Source organism: Kitasatospora aureofaciens (assembly GCF_001188955.3).
GTDB lineage: Bacteria > Actinomycetota > Actinomycetes > Streptomycetales > Streptomycetaceae > Kitasatospora > Kitasatospora aureofaciens.
Genome location: NZ_JPRF03000012.1, coordinates 98,690 through 113,107, shown reverse-complemented (window position 1 = coordinate 113,107; position 14,418 = coordinate 98,690). Strand labels below are relative to the sequence as shown.

The following is a 14,418-nucleotide window of genomic DNA, read 5'->3' as shown; positions in this document are numbered from 1 at the left end:
CGCCCCACCTAAAGCCACACCGGCCACGGTGTCCAGCACATTCACCGGACCAGGCGGTTCACCGCCCGTGGGTGGCGAACTTCCGCACGGCCAGCGGCCCGCAGAACAGGAGCAGTACGGCGCTCCAGAGCAGCGTGGCCGTGACGGCGTGCTGCATCGGCCAGGCGGTGCCGGGCGCCGCCGGGTTGCCGAAGAGCTCACGGGCGGCCTCGACCACGGAGCTGATCGGGTTCCAGTCGGCGACCACCCGCAGCCAGCCGGGCATCCCGCCGGTGGGCACGTACGCGTTGGTCACCATCGCCAACGGGAAGACCACGACGGAGAGTTGGCCGGCGGCCTCCTCCTTGCCGACGAGCAGGCCGAGCAGGGTGCCGACCCAGGTCATCACGAACCGGAAGAGCAGCAGCAGCGCGAACGCCTCCAGCGCGCCGGCCGCGCCGTGCCGGGCGCGCCAGCCGGCGGCCAGCCCGACCAGTGCCAGCAGCGCCAGCACGACGAGGCTGACCAGCAGGTCGGCGAGGGTCTGTCCGAGCAGCAGTCCGGTGCGGGAGACGGGCATCGAGCGCAGCCGGTCGGTGACACCGCGGCCGATGTCGCGGGCGGCGCCGACCATGGTGGGCATGATGCCGTTGGTGGCGACCATGGCGAACAGCCCCGGCATCAGGAACTCCCGGTAGTCCCCGCCGCCGGGCACCTGGATGGCGCTGCCGAAGACGTACCCGAAGACCACCACCATGACCACCGGCACGCCCAGCGAGGCGGCCAACAGCCCCGGTGAGTGACGGTAGTTGAGCAGGATGCGGAGCATCGAGGTCCCGGTGTCGGAGACCAGCCGGGCCCCGGCGGACGGACGTGGAGCGGTGTGGGCGACGGCGGACATCAGGCGGCCCTCCCCAGGGTGGCGGCGGCCTCGCCGGTGAGCGTGAGGAACACGTCGTCGAGCGAGGGCGTGCGGACCGCGACGTCCTCGGCGACGACGCCGACCGCGTCCAACTCCCTCACCAGCGAGGGCAACAGGACGTCGCGTCCGGGCCGGGTCAGCACCGTGACCACCCGCTCGGCCACGTCCACCTGGGCGTCGCCCCCGGACAGGCTCGACAACACCACTGCCGCGGAGCCGAGTTGCCCCGGGTCGGCCAGGGTGACGGAGACCTGGCTGCCGATCGCGGCCTTGAGCCGGGAGGGCGGTCCGGTGGCGATCGCGGCGCCGTGGTCGACCACCACGATGTCGTCGGCGAGGCGGTCGGCCTCCTCCAGGTACTGGGTGGTGAGCAGCACGGTGGTACCGCCGTCGGCCAGCTCCTTGACGGTGGCCCAGATCTCCTGGCGGCTGCGCGGGTCGAGCCCGGTGGTGGGCTCGTCCAGGAAGAGCACCGGCGGGCTGGTGACCAGGCTGGCGATCAGGTCGAGACGCCGGCGCATGCCGCCGGAGTAGGTGCGGACCAGCCGGTCGCCGGCCTCGGCGAGGTCGAAGCGGGTCAGCAGTTCGTCGGCGCGCGCCCGGGCCCGGCGGGCACCGAGGCGGTGCAGCCGGCCGAACAGGTGGAGGTTGTCGCGGCCGGTGATGCCCTCGTCCAGCGCGGCGTGCTGTCCGGCGAGTCCGATCGCCCGCCGGACCTCCTCGGCGTTGCGGACGGCGTCGTGCCCGGCGACCCGGACGGTGCCCCGGTCGGGGGCGACCAGGGTGGCGAGAACACGTACGGCGGTGGTCTTGCCGGCGCCGTTGGGGCCGAGGAGGCCGCAGACGGTGCCGACCGGGACGGTCAGGTCGAGGCCGCGCAGGGCCTCGGTGGCCCCGAATCGTTTCTCCACGCCCGCCATCTCGATGGCGGGCCGGGTGGCGTCGGACATGGCTCTGCCTTTCTCTAGGTACAGCGTACGTAGAAGTGCGCGCGGCCGCAATCGTACTACGTACGCCGTACGTATCTAAGATGGGTGAGCGAGGTGATCTTCCAGTGCCGTCCAGCAACACCCCCAGCAGTCCAGCGGGCCCCACCGGCCCCCGGAGCACGGAGCAGCCCGGCAGGCCGATGCCCCCCGAGGCCCCCGAACTGATCTGGCTGCGACCCGAACGCACCGGGCGCGGCCCCCGGCCGGCCCACAGCCGCGACTCGATCGCTGCGGCCGCCATCGTCATCGCCGACGCCGAGGGCCTGGAAGCCGTCTCGATGCGGCGGGTCGCGGCCGCGCTCGGCGCGGGCACCATGTCGCTCTACAACTACGTGCCGAAGAAGGAGCACCTGCTCGACCTGATGCTCGACGCGGCCTGCGCCGAGTACCGGCTGGCGCCCGGGCCGAGCGGCGACGTCCGGGCCGACCTGACCCGGCTCGGGCACGAGCAGCTCACCATCTTCCGCCGCCACCCCTGGCTGCCCGCCCTGGTCGTCGCCCGCCCGGGCATCGGCCCGAACGCGCTGCGCTACACCGACCACTTCCTCGCCGTCACCGCCCCCACCGGCCTGCCGGGCGGCGCGCGGATGGAGGCGATGGCGATGTTCAACGGCTTCATCTGCCAGTTCGCCCAGTACGAGCAGACGGCGGCCGCAGGCGCCAAGTGGCAGGCGGAGATGGTCGGTTACCTCACCCAGGCGGCGATGAGCGGCGACTATCCCCACCTGGCCCAGGCCTTCGCCACCTCGGGGCCCCCGGCCGACCCGGACCAGGCCTTCGACCGCGCCCTGGACCGGGTCATCCTCGCCGTCCTGGCGTCCGTGGCGGGATAGGGCTCGTCCGGCGGATCTCTGCCGGCAGGCCCCATCGGCTACCGGAGGAGCGCGGCCCGGGTCAGCACCCCGGCCGCCCTCCCGTCCACCAGCACCACCACCCCCGCCTGCCCGCCCGCCATCAGCGCCGCCCGCGCCTCGGCGGCCGGCTGCCCGACCCCGAACGTCGGCAGGGCCGGCCCGAGCAGCGGGCGCACCGGATCGTCGCGCTTGACGTCGCCGTTCGCGATCGCCACCTGCAGGACCTTCCGGGACACCGAGCCGAGCACCTCCGCGGCGGCCACCCCGTACGGCCGCGCCGCCCGCGGCAGTACGACCGGAGCGACCGCGCCGGGCGCGCCCCGCAGCGCCTCCAGTGCCTCGCCGACGGTCGCGTCCGCGTCGACCGTCACCAGCGGGCCGGCTGTCGCCAGTGCGGCGCGCAGTTCCGTCTCCCCCGGCTCCTCCAGGAAGCCCCACTCCCGCATCCACACGTCGCTGTGCACTTTGGACAGGTACGAGCGGCCGGAGTCCGGCAGCAGCACCACGACCAGGTCGCCCGGCCCCAGCCGGCGCGCCACCCGCAGCGCCGCCGCCACCGCCGTGCCGGAGGACGGGCCGGCCAGGATGCCCTCCTCGCGGGCGAGCCGGCGGGCCGTCAGCAGTGACTCGCGGTCCGGGATGCGTTCGAAGGAGTCGATCACCTCCGAGCGGTAGGCCTGGGGCCACCGGTCCTCGACGGTCTCCGGGTGGAGGAAGTGCCCGATGCTCTCGACGAACCACGGGCTGCCGTCCCCGCCGCCGTAGGAGGAGGACTCCGGGTCCGCGCCGACCACGGTCACCGCCCCGCCGGACACCTGCTTCAGGTATCCGCCGGTGCCGGTGACGGTGCCTCCGGTGCCGACGCCCGCGACGAAGTGGGTCACCCTGCCGCCGGTCTGCTCCCAGACCTCCGGGCCGGTGGTCCGGACATGGGCGTCGGGATTGGCCAGGTTGTCGTACTGGTTGGCGAGCCAGGCCCCGGGGATCTCCTCCGTCAGCCGCCGGACCACGTTGAACAGGTGCCGCGGGTCCTCCTGCGGGACCGAGGTCGTCGCGAGCACCACCTCGGCGCCGTACGCCCGCAGGATGTCCGCCTTCTCGGCCGAGGCCTTGTCCGACACCCCGGCGATCACCCGGTACCCACGCTGCCGCCCGACGATGGCCAGCCCGATCCCCGTGTTGCCCGAGGTCGCCTCGATGATCGTCCCGCCCGGCGCCAGCAGGCCCTCCCGCTCGGCGGCCAGCACCATGGACAGCGCGGCGCGGTCCTTGACGCTGCCGCCGATGTTGAGGAACTCGGCCTTGGCGTAGATCGGCGCGGCGATCCCGGCGCCCAGCCTGGCCAGGCGGAACAGCGGCGTCCCGCCGATCGCGTCGAGGACGGATTCGTGCACCGCGGTCATCAACAGCTCCTCACTGCCTGCGTTGCGTGTCCGACCGAGCCTGCCCAGACCGGCGGCCCGTCAGACCCCGGGCATTCGCCACCGGGTGCTCGACAACCGGAGCGGCGGCACCGGGGCCGAGCCGTGCGACGGCTGCAACGGCACCGGCAACTGCCACGACCACATGCCGGCCCGGAACGGCGTGTACGCCAACCTGACGCCGGTCAACCCCATCGCGCTCCTCCGTCCGTGACATGACGGCGGCGGGCGCGGGCCGACGGGTCCGCACCCGCTTCAGCGCTACCGGGCCGGCAGGGGCGCGCAGCCATCTGCGTGCGCCCCGCAGCCCCCACCCCGCCTCCTCCTCCCGATCCCCCGCCCGGGGGAGCCCACCCCTCCCCGCGCAGGACGCCCGCCGAGGCCCGCTCCCCGAGTCTGGGACCACCGACGAAGAGGAGTGCGCACCATGACCCGCCGCCACCGACACCTGGTCGCCCTGGCCTCCGGCCTCGCCCTGCCCTACATCGCGCTGAAGGCCTACTGGGCGGCGGGCGGCCGGGCCGGGATGGCCGACGGCTTCGACATGGCGGACGAGTTCCGGCGCAACGGCGCCCCCGCCGCCCTGGTCTGGCTGGAACGGCACGGCATCGACTTCACCTCCGTGCTGGCACTGACGGGCGTGGCCCTCGCCCTGGTGCTCACCCACCGCCCGCCGACCCGCCCGCCGGCCCGCCGCCTGCTGCTCGCCCCCGCCTGGGCGGGCACCCTGCTGATCCCGTACGGCCTGCTCACCGGCCTGGTCGGGGCGCTCGGCAGCGGCGCCGCCGACGCTCCGCTGACCGGCTGGGTGGGCCCGGCCGGCGCGGCGGCCTTCGTCGGCATCGGCACCGCGCTCGGTCTCAGCGCCTGGCCGCACCGGCGTCGGCACGGCGGGTGAGGTGCAGCGGGACGCCGCCGTACGAGCCGCCGCCCGGCCCCCGGGTCCGACCTCGTGTGCGACCCGGCCGTCGGCTGAACCCGGGGCCGGCTCCGTCACATCCGTCCCACCCGTCGCGGGCCGGCCAAAACCGCTCGTCACGGACTCCCGGGCCCCGTACCGTGGTCCGGTCGACGATCTTGGCGGACGCCGTGCGCGGACGCCGCGCGAACAGAACGGGGCACCACGCATGCAGCAGTACCAGGGCTGGGCCGACGAACGCTACGGCGCCGTCGCGGACGCCTTCGCCGCCAACTTCGCCGACTTCCCCGAACTCGGCGCCGCCGTTACCGTGTTCGTCGACGGCCGCAAGGTGGTCGAGCTCTGGGGCGGCACCGCCGACCAGAACACCGGCCGGGCCTGGACCGAGGACACCCTGGTCCCGGTGTTCTCCTGCGCCAAGGGCGCGGTCGGCATCAGCGCCCTGCTGCTCGCCCAGCGCGGCCTGCTCGACCTGGACGCCCCGATCGCCCGCTACTGGCCCGGGTTCGCCCGCCACGGCAAGCAGTCCGTCACCACCCGGATGATCCTCGGCCACCGGGCCGGCATCCCGGCCCTGGACGCGGCGCTCTCCTTCGAGCAGATCGCCGCCTGGCAGCCGGTGGTCCGCGCGATCGAGGAGCAGCAGCCGCTCTGGGAGCCCGGAACGACCTACGAGTACCACGGCCATGTGCTCGGCTTCGCGGTCGGCGAGGTGATCCGCCGGATCACCGGCCTGACCCCGGGTGCCTTCCTGCGCAAGGAGATCGCCGAGCCGCTCGGCCTGCCGCTGTGGATCGGCCTGCCGGAGAGCGAACTCCCGCACCTGGCCCGGCTGGTGGAGGCCGAGGGCCGTCGCCCGATGCCCGGCCCGGAGCACCTGCTCACCCGGATCGTCACCATGAACGGCGCCCTGGTCTTCCCCGGCCTGGACGTGCCGCACGGCTGGAACGACCCGGCCCTGCACGCGATCGAGCTGCCCGGCGCGGGCGCCGTCGCCTCCGCCACCGGACTGGCCGGCCTCTACGCGGCCGCGGCCACCGGCCTGGACGGCGCCCCCCGGCTGCTCTCGCACGACACCGTGACCGACGCGGTCCGCGAACTCTCCTCCGGCCAGGGCTTCCTGGGCTTCGACATGGGCGCCCGCTGGGGCTCCGGCCTGCTGCTGGACTCCCCCGCGTTCCGTCCGCTGCTCGGCGCGCGCAGCTTCGGCAACGACGGCGCGGGCGGCCAGTTCGCCTTCGGCGACGACGAGTTCGGCGTCGGCTTCGGGTACGTGGCGAACCGGATGATCGGCCACGGCGACGCCCGCGCCAACCGGCTGATCGAGGCGGTGCGCTCGTGCCTGGGGTGACCTCGCAGGCGCCCTCCGACGCGGCCGACTTCCTGGCCCTGCTGACCGGACTCGCCGCCACCGCCGACCTCGGCGGCCTGCGGTACGACGCGTCGCTTCCGCTGCTCGCCACCCGCTTCGGCGACCCGTACGACTCCGGCCGCGTCCACAGGCAGACCCGCTGGCCGCACGCCTTCGGCTGGGGCGACGCCTGGACGGTCTTCTGCCGCTGCCGCCGGTTGCGCTCCTTCTCCCTGCCGACCTGGCACGGCGAGCTGGAACTCCCGGTGGACGGCGGCGGGTTGCGGACGTACGGCACCCGCGTCACCGAGTCCGCGCTGACCGCAGCGCTGGCCGCCGCCGGGTGCTCCTGGGAGTCCGTGACCTACCAGAACATCCCCGACCAGCGGACCCTGGAGGTCGCACCGGCCGAGGAGGTCCGGGTCGGCTTCGTCCTGGTCGACCGGCTCGACCAGGACCAACCGCCCTTGGCGGACTGGCTGCTGCACAAGGTGAGCCTCTGGGGCTACGACCACCCCGACTGCCCCGAGCCGGACCGCACCCTGCCCGACGACGGCTGGGGCGCGGCCGAACTGTGATCCGGCGGCGGCCCGTTCCGACCCCTGTACGGAACGGACCACCGCCGAACGGCCGCCTGCGCGGCAACGGGCTGGTCGGATCCGCAGACCGGCTACTTGAGCAGGAAGTCGTAGACCGCCTGCCGCCCGGCCGGATCGGCGGCCCGGGTCTGCACCGAGTGCGCCGCCCCCGGGACGATCACGATCTGGGGGTCGTGGGTCAGCGCCGCCTGCTGGTACAGCCACTCGTACGGCGTGGAGAGGTCCCGGTCCCCGCCGAGCAGCAGCACCGGCACGTTGGGCAGCTTGCGGTGCGCCGGCGGCAGCGGCGGCACCTGCTCGCGCGGCCAGTCCTGGCAGACCAGCAGGCTGCCCAGCCCGGTCGCGGTCGCCGCGTCGTACGGCCAGGTCTGCTCGGCGGTCAGGTCCTGCCGGGTCCGCGCCAGTGCGTCCGCCCGGCCGTCGACCGGGGTGTCCGAGGAGCCCCACGGGTAGCGCCCGTCGGCGCACAGGGTGGCGGCGTGCAGACCCTGGCTGAGCGCCTCGGCCGGCGCGGCATCGCCCTTGTGCACCTGGTCGATGAAGGCCTGGAGCTTCTCCGGGTGCCCGCCGGCGGCTTCGTGCAGGGCTTCCGGCACCCCGCCGTAGTTGGGGTCGGCGAACTCGTAGCTGGTGAGCGCGTCCAGGATCTGCGTCCCGTTGCCGTACGTGCGGACGGTGGCGGCCAGATCCTCGGCCGGGTCGGTGGTGCAGCCGGTGGCCCGGCAGGCGGTGCGCAGCACCCGGGCGGTGGCGGGCAGCGCGACCAGGTCCATCGGGTCGTAACCGCCCTGCGGCACCACGGAGTCGAGCACCAGCCGGGCCACGTGCGCGGGGTGGGCGAGGGCGTAGCGCTCGGCGACGAAGGTGCCGTACGAGACGCCGTCGAGGGTCAGCCGGTGATCGCCGAGGGCCTGGCGCAGCAGATCGATGTCGCCGACGGTGTCCGCGGTGCTGTAGAAGCGGGCGTTCGGGCCGAGCGCGGTGGCGCAGTCGGCGATGGACTGCTTGCGCGGCACGGCGAGGTCGGAGGAGCCCATGTCCTCCTGGAGGCCGGGGCACCGGAGGGCGCGCTCGCCGGTGCCGCGCTGGTCGTACATCACCAGTCGGTAGTCCTTCAGCACCGGCGCGATCTTGCTCGCGATCCGGCGCATCAGCGGCACGCCGGGCTGGCCGGGGCCGCCGGTGAGGAACAGCAGGTCGCCCTTGGGGGCGTCGGCGTTGCCGGTCACCGCCACGTCGAGCTGGAGGTTTCCCGGGGTCCGTCCGCTGTGGTCCAGCGGCACGGTGACGGTCCCGCAGGTGAATTCGGGCGCTCCCTGGCAGGGGGCCTGGCCGGTGATCCCGCCGCCCTGCCGGTGCGCGTCGACCGACCGGTCCGGCGCCGCGGCGGCGGGGGTGGCCAGCGTGGTGCCGGCGACCACCGCCACGGCGCCCAGCAGGGCGGCGATGCGGCCGCGCGTGCTCGTCATGTTCGTCCTTCCGCTCGCGCCGCGTCCGAACTGACGCGGTCACGGAAGTAGCTTGTGCCCGGTGCGACTTCGAACGCGAGCATTCGTGCCAGGATTCGACCAGGGTCGAAGAGTCGCGGTCCGAAAGGGTGACGAATCCGCCTGTTCCGGCACCTGGATCTGCAGCTTTCGAACAGTCCGACAGGGGGAGGACGGCATGATCCGGCTCACCATCGACTCGGCCGGGCTCGCCCGCACCCGTTTCGTGGTCTCACCGCTGCACGAGGCGGTCAACAAGCTGGGACACTACTGGGAGCTGGCCCTCGCGCCGTACTGGCCGGACGCCCGGGCGGTGCTGGACGCCGAGATCGACCCCGCGGCTTTCACGCCCCTCGGGTCCGTCTCACGCCAATGCGCGCGGGAGCACCACCCGCACCCACTCCTCCGGCTGCGACAGGTGCGGAGCGTGACCGGCACCGGTGTACAGGTGCCGCTCCGCCTTCGGCAGGGCGAGGTCGATCAGGTCCAGCACCTCGCCGAACATCGGCGCGCTGTCGTCGCTCTGGGTGAGCAGCGCGGGCTCGGTGAACCGGGCCAGCCCGGCGAGGTCGAGGTCCAGCGCGTCCGGGTCGCGCAGCTCGTCCAGGTAGGTCGGCGCATTGCGGATGTAGGCGTGCCGGACCGGCGCCGGCAGCTGCTCCCAGGCGCCCGGCCCGAAGGCCAGGCTGTCCACGTACAGCTCGGCGGCCGCGGCGGACTCGGCCTGGCTCAGCAGCTCCCGGACGGCGGCGATCCGGTCCGCGAAGGCGGTGCCGATCGGTCGCAGGTCCGGATCGGTGAGCAGGATGCCGCTGCCGGGCGGCTCGTGCACCGCGATGCCGCGCAACAGGTCGGGGCGGGCGGCGGCGAGCCGCAGGGTGATCAGGGCGCCGTACGAGTCCCCATAGACGAAGGCGGGCGCCAGGCCGAGCCCCTGGACCAGCCCGGCGAGGTCGGCCGCGTCCTCGTGCACCGAACCCTGGGTGAGCAGGTCCTCACTGCGGCTGTGGCCCCGGCGGTCGTACGCGACGGCGGTGGTGGACTCGGCCAGTCCCGGCAGCACCCGCTCCCAGGTGTCCGCGTCGCTCCACGAACCGTGCACCAGGACGACGCCGGGCCCCTCGCCACGGGCCTCGTAGTGCAGTGAGATCCCGTTCACCCTGATTTCGGCCATTACGAGCCTCCCGACGCTCGGCGGTGCTCCCCCACCAGCCTGACACACCCACCTGGAACGCTCAGCCCGCGCCGTGCGCCGCCCCCGAAGACCCGCTCAGCTCATCCCCCGGACCGGCGGCTCGTCCCCGGTCCCGTCCTCCGCGACGACCGTGAACCGCTCCCGGCCCGCCATCGTCAGGTCCACCGGGTACAGCGAGGCGGTGTCGTTGACGTCCAGCTCGCGGCTGCGGCGGCCGGTCGCCGCGTCGACCCGGGTCAGCTTGTCGCGGGTCATCGCCCAGACCGAGCCGCCGTCCACCAGCACGCCCGTCACCTGGTCGTCCAGCCCGGCCGTCCACCGCTTGCCGCCGTCCGCCAGCGAGTACGCGACCAGCCGTCCGGTGGCCGTGCGGCCCGGGTGGGTGCCACCGCTGATGCCGACGTCGCCGGGCTTCTCACCCGGGACGATGAACAGGTCGCCGACGACCACGCCGCCGAACAGCGGCCGGGCGGTGAACTCGTCGAAGGCGTGCACCCCGCCGAGCATCACGTCCAGGTCGTACTCGTCGCCGGAGACCGGTATCGAGGCGCGCTGCTTCCCGGACCGGTCGTAGCTGAGCACCGCGTGGGTGCCGCGGTCGGCCTGGGCGTCGACCCAGACCGCGAGCGGCTCGACCGACACCACCATGAGGTTCTTGACCCCGCCGTCCACCGGCAGGTCCACCCGCGTCCGCCCCGTTCCGTCCCCGGGTGCCAGCGAGCGGAGGACCGCCGCGCCGTCGCCGCACTGTGCGGCCGTCACCACGTCCTGCTCCCCGCCCGCGACCTCCAGCGGCGTGCACCCGGCGTCGGGTGCGCTGCGCCACAGCTCCCGGCCGTCCGCCAGCCGTACCGCCCGCCAGCCGTCGGTGCCCTGCAGCACGGCCCGGGTGCCCACCACCGCGACGAGGTCCGAGTCCGCGCTGTCCCCGTCCCGGGCCGGCGCCTCCACGGTGTCGGTCCAACTCTCCTTGCCGTCCGCGAGGTTGAGCGCCGTCACGGCGGAACAGGGCTTGCCGTGCGGCGAGTGGCCGACCAGGCCGACGCCGCCCGCTCCGATCCCCCGGCTCATCGTGCACACGGAGTCCTCGCCGGGCGGCGTCCACCGCCAGGCCACCGACCCGCCGCCGCTGCGGTAGGCCACCACCTGGTCGGGGCGGACCCGCACCACCAGGTCTCCGCTGGTCCAGCTGCCGACCGCGCGGACGGTCGCCGGGTGGTCCGGCGGGGCCTTCCAGGAGTCGTTGAGACCGTCGCCCGCGAAGCAGAGGAAGATCGCCAGCCCCAGCACGGTGCCGACGGCCGCCGCGGGGAGCCCGCGCCGGGGGTGGATCAGCGCCCAGACGAAGCCCGCGCCGCAGGGCAGCAGCCCGAGGATGCTGATGGCGCCCATGTAGCCGAGGCTGTCGCCGCCGAAACCGTTCGCGGGGCCGAGGAGCACCGCCAGCCCCATGCTCGCGAACACGGCCCCCAGGACGCCGCCTGAGACGACCATCCAGGCCTCCCGGTGCATGACGAACCTGGCGCGCCACTCCATCCGTGCCCGGACGACACTGTCCTCGGGCCACTCGGCCATGCCGGTCTCTCCCCTGCGAAGCGCCGCCCCCGCAGTAGGGCGACGATCATCGGATCGTCGCAGAGCAGGGCAAGATCCTAAACAAAGAGCAGGGAAAACCCCGTCCTACCCTGGACATAGGAGGCCCTGACCGGCCGGAACGTTAGGAAACGCGGCCCTGCCCGTCCCTGGCGGCAGCCGCCGCCCACACCTGCCCGGCCAGCGCCTCCGGAGCCAGCGCGCCGTCGACCACCAGATCGCACCGCGCCCGCAGCGGCTCGACATGGCGCTCGTGAGCGGCCCGCCGGTGGCCGACGTAGTTCCGCAGCAGCACCGCCAGCGGGAAGCCGCCGGCGACGCACTTGCGCTCGATCTTGCGCGCCAGCCGAAGGTCGGCCGGCAGGTCGACGAAGACGTCGAGACGGGCGCAGGGGCGGCGCGGGGCGACGGTACGGGCGAACAGTCCGTCCACGACCACCACCCGGGCCTCCCCGAGCGCGGCGTCGATGTCGTCCGCGAGCCGCCCGGCGTCCACCGAGCGCGGATCCCCCACGTCAAGCCGCGGCACCCCGGCCTCGTCCGGCGCCCAGACGCCGCCACGCCCGGGCTCGGCGTAGTAGTAGTCGTCGCCGTGCAGCACCCGCACCCGGCCGCCCGGCCCGGCGGCTGCCGCCAGGGCGGCGGCCAGTGTCGTCTTGCCCGCGCCGGCGCCACCGGTCAGCGTCACCAGCACGTGCGCCCCCTCGCCCTGTCGGTCAGCCCGTCGTCGGGCGGCCCGTCGGGCTTCCGGCCGTCGGGCTTCCGGCCGTCGGACTTCCGCCCGTCGGAGTTCCGCCCACCGTTTCGCCCGCCCAGCCCTGCAGACCCGGCAGCACCGCCTCGGCCACCCGGTAGAGGGTCGCGTCGTCGATCGGCCCGGAGTCCTTGCGCCAGATGCTGACCTCGAAGGTACCGCCGGTCCCGTCCTGGTTCTTCGCCACGGCCAGGGAGTGGGCCGCGGAGCCGGTGCCGGTGGTGGACTTCCCGCCGCCGAGCGGGATCGAGAACGAGATCGTGGGCGAGCGGTAGACCAGCGCCTGGTGCCCGAGCACCGGCGTGCGCGCGATCGTCGGGTCGCCGGGTGAAGGGAAGTCCGCCACGTCGACGTCCCCGTGGTCGGCGAGCTCGACGTACAGCTCCCTGAACTGCACCTCCGCCGAGCCGTAGTCCTCCTTGGTCAGACCCGGACCGAGGGCCGCCGACAGCCCGGGCTGGGCCACCAGCACCCGCTCCTCCGGCACCCCCACGAGCACCGGCTGGTCGGGCCGGTTGAGCGCGGCGCACAGCGCCGGGTACTTCGGCGAGTCCTTCTCCGTCGCCGCAGTGCACTTCGCCGGTGCGACGCCGTCGCGCTCCCTCCCGGCCAGGACCCAGAGCCCCGCGAACAGCACCCCCACCGGTACGACCGCCGCGCCCACCTGGAGCCCCACCCGCGGTGTGGCCCCGCCACCGTCGGGCTCGGCGGCCGTCTCCGTGCCCGCGGCGGTTCCGGCCCCCTCGGCGCCGGTCTCCACCGTTCCCCCACGATCATCAGTCACCGGCGGACCCTATCCCGGCTCACGCCCCACCCGCGTCCCAATTCCCCGGGCGCCCGAGGCCGGCTCCCGAGCCTCCTCCGGACATGGCTAACCGTCACTTCGCGAACGCAGGACGGTCCTTCGCGAACTCGACGTACTCGAACACCGCCCCGCCCGGATGGCGGGCGGTGGCATTGCGCCCGGTCGGCACCTGGTTGGGGCCGTCCAGCAGCTCCCCACCCTGAGCCCGCAACAGCTCCCCGAGGCCGTCCAGGTCGTCGACCAGCAGGGTGGCCTGCACCCTGCGGAAGGGCGCCACCGCCTTCTCCGTACCCGCGACGACCAGCAGGCCGCCGATCCGCGCGACCTCCACTCCGGCGTACGGGAAGCGCAACCCCGACTCCTCACCGGTGAGTTCGCGCAGCGTGGGCAGGGCGGCGTCCAGATCGTCCACGTACACCCGGGCCAGCGCCGTCAGCACCTTCATCGTTCCCCTCGCCTCCATCGCACGGTCCGCGCTCCCGGAACGGCCCGGCGCACCTGCGGTCGCGCAGCCACTCCAGATCATTTCGACTTTCCCGAACTATCGAAATGAGATACTAGACTGCTGCCAGGCCCGCCACCAGAGCCCGCCACCGCCCAGCCGAGGAACCCGATGCGGACCCTGCCCCAGCCCCACCCCGAGGACTTCGACCTCGCCGCCGTCCTGCACGCCCTCGGCGACCCGGTCCGCCTCGAACTCGTCCGCCGCCTCGCCGAGGAGGGTGAGACCACCTGCAGCCCCGAGGGCCTCACCGTTCCGCGCTCGACCCTCTCCAACCACTGGCGGATCCTCCGCGAGGCCGGTGTCGTCGCCGTCCGCACCAGCGGCAAGACCCGCCTGGTCACCCTGCGCCGGAACGACCTCGACACCCGCCTCCCCGGCCTGCTCGCCGCCGTCCTGGAAGAGCTGACCGGCGGCCTCGACGGGTGACCGAGGGGCGGCGGACGCGGCCCGGGCCGGATACTCGAAGCCACTCCCTGCGACCGGAACTCGGCTCGCCCGCCCGTCAGTTGGCGACGTAGCAACCTTGGACCGTCGCTGTACCACCCGCCGCGCGCTCAGCCGAACGGGTGAGCATCGGCGCGCGACGGTACGTGCACGACGGGAGGCTCGTTCTGCTGTACATGACCCCCGCGCTCCCGCTGTCCACAGCTCCCGCACGCCCCGGGCGCAGCGCCGGCCCGAGGGCCCGGCTCCGGGCACCGTGGCGGTGATCGGCCGGGCGGCGGCGGGGGTGGTCTCCCTCGCCATCCTGCTGGCACCGGTGGCCGTCACCGCCGGTGACCAGCAGGCTCCCCCGGTCGGGACCGGGCGGTGGGAGGTCTCCGCGAGCGCCGCCAACGTCCGGGTCGACCACTTCGGCGACGGCACCGTGATCGGGCAGGCCCAGGCCGGAGACCGGGTCGAGGTCGTGGACACCTGGACCTCGCCGCTCGGCACCCGCTGGGCGAAGGTCCTGGTCAGCCGCACCGGGGTCACCGGCTGGGTCCTGTGGGTGCTCCTGACACACAGTGACCCGCCGCCGGAACCGTAGAATCCGCCTGTCCAC

16 protein-coding genes are annotated in these 14,418 nt (G+C 74.1%); 7 read left to right on the top strand and 9 right to left on the bottom strand.

The window, feature by feature from the left end; genetic code table 11:
- Positions 1–58: 58 nt before the first annotated feature.
- Entirely contained in the window at positions 59–880 is an 822-nt protein-coding gene (locus HS99_RS05540; protein ID WP_030557901.1) for an ABC transporter permease, read from the bottom strand.
- Positions 880–1,851 (bottom strand): daunorubicin resistance protein DrrA family ABC transporter ATP-binding protein, encoded by a 972-nt coding sequence (locus HS99_RS05535; RefSeq protein WP_030557900.1) that lies wholly within the window; start codon positions 1,849–1,851, stop codon positions 880–882. Before HS99_RS05535 ends, HS99_RS05540 begins: the two co-directional genes overlap by 1 nt.
- A gap of 179 nt (positions 1,852–2,030) precedes the next feature.
- On the opposite strand from HS99_RS05535, the gene HS99_RS05530 reads away from it, so the two are divergent.
- Entirely contained in the window at positions 2,031–2,723 is a 693-nt protein-coding gene (locus tag HS99_RS05530) for a TetR/AcrR family transcriptional regulator (RefSeq protein WP_030557898.1), read from the top strand.
- 38 nt (positions 2,724–2,761) lie between these two features.
- Here HS99_RS05530 and HS99_RS05525 read toward each other — a convergent pair whose 3' ends face one another.
- Positions 2,762–4,147 carry a pyridoxal-phosphate dependent enzyme gene (locus HS99_RS05525; RefSeq protein WP_030557897.1) on the bottom strand — a complete coding sequence of 462 codons (1,386 nt, stop codon included), beginning with the start codon at positions 4,145–4,147 and terminating at the stop codon, positions 2,762–2,764.
- Between the two features lie 85 nt (positions 4,148–4,232).
- Between HS99_RS05525 and HS99_RS44640 the strand changes: the two genes are divergently transcribed.
- The 4 genes from HS99_RS44640 (at position 4,233) to HS99_RS05510 (ending at position 7,013) form a co-directional block, all read left to right on the top strand.
- Positions 4,233–4,379, top strand: a complete 147-nt coding sequence (locus HS99_RS44640) for a hypothetical protein (protein WP_157846659.1) — start codon at positions 4,233–4,235, stop codon at positions 4,377–4,379.
- Positions 4,380–4,592: 213 nt separating this feature from the next.
- On the top strand, positions 4,593–5,063 hold the full coding sequence (locus HS99_RS05520; protein ID WP_050366893.1) for a hypothetical protein: 471 nt from the start codon (positions 4,593–4,595) through the stop codon (positions 5,061–5,063).
- Positions 5,064–5,292: 229 nt separating this feature from the next.
- Positions 5,293–6,435: a serine hydrolase domain-containing protein gene (locus tag HS99_RS05515; protein ID WP_030287322.1), complete on the top strand. Its 1,143-nt coding sequence runs from the start codon at positions 5,293–5,295 to the stop codon at positions 6,433–6,435.
- The gene (locus HS99_RS05510; protein WP_050366892.1) at positions 6,432–7,013 is read left to right on the top strand and encodes a hypothetical protein; all 582 of its coding nucleotides are present in this window, start codon (positions 6,432–6,434) and stop codon (positions 7,011–7,013) included. The genes HS99_RS05515 and HS99_RS05510 overlap by 4 nt, the downstream gene beginning before the upstream one ends.
- Positions 7,014–7,105: 92 nt before the next feature.
- On the opposite strand, the gene HS99_RS05505 is transcribed toward HS99_RS05510, so the two are convergent.
- The 6 genes from HS99_RS05505 to HS99_RS05480 all read right to left on the bottom strand — a co-directional run bounded on the left by HS99_RS05505 (position 7,106) and on the right by HS99_RS05480 (position 13,313).
- Positions 7,106–8,503, bottom strand: a complete 1,398-nt coding sequence (locus HS99_RS05505; RefSeq protein ID WP_094743075.1) for an alpha/beta fold hydrolase — start codon at positions 8,501–8,503, stop codon at positions 7,106–7,108.
- 382 nt (positions 8,504–8,885) lie between these two features.
- Positions 8,886–9,695 carry an alpha/beta fold hydrolase gene (locus HS99_RS05500; protein ID WP_030557893.1) on the bottom strand — a complete coding sequence of 270 codons (810 nt, stop codon included), beginning with the start codon at positions 9,693–9,695 and terminating at the stop codon, positions 8,886–8,888.
- Between the two features lie 96 nt (positions 9,696–9,791).
- Positions 9,792–11,291: an outer membrane protein assembly factor BamB family protein gene (locus tag HS99_RS05495; RefSeq protein ID WP_030557891.1), complete on the bottom strand. Its 1,500-nt coding sequence runs from the start codon at positions 11,289–11,291 to the stop codon at positions 9,792–9,794.
- A 142-nt stretch (positions 11,292–11,433) separates the two neighbouring features.
- Complete coding sequence (locus tag HS99_RS05490; RefSeq protein ID WP_030287331.1) at positions 11,434–12,003, bottom strand: uridine kinase family protein; 570 nt, start codon at positions 12,001–12,003, stop codon at positions 11,434–11,436.
- Between the two features lie 22 nt (positions 12,004–12,025).
- On the bottom strand, positions 12,026–12,847 hold the full coding sequence (locus tag HS99_RS05485; RefSeq protein ID WP_141763671.1) for a DUF6215 domain-containing protein: 822 nt from the start codon (positions 12,845–12,847) through the stop codon (positions 12,026–12,028).
- Positions 12,848–12,941: 94 nt separating this feature from the next.
- On the bottom strand, positions 12,942–13,313 hold the full coding sequence (locus HS99_RS05480; RefSeq protein WP_030557888.1) for a VOC family protein: 372 nt from the start codon (positions 13,311–13,313) through the stop codon (positions 12,942–12,944).
- Positions 13,314–13,481: 168 nt separating this feature from the next.
- On the opposite strand from HS99_RS05480, the gene HS99_RS05475 reads away from it, so the two are divergent.
- A complete protein-coding gene (locus tag HS99_RS05475; protein ID WP_030287337.1) occupies positions 13,482–13,799 on the top strand; it encodes an ArsR/SmtB family transcription factor in 318 nt (105 codons plus the stop codon).
- 274 nt (positions 13,800–14,073) lie between these two features.
- Complete coding sequence (locus HS99_RS05470; RefSeq protein ID WP_030557887.1) at positions 14,074–14,403, top strand: SH3 domain-containing protein; 330 nt, start codon at positions 14,074–14,076, stop codon at positions 14,401–14,403.
- Positions 14,404–14,418 lie beyond the last annotated feature (15 nt).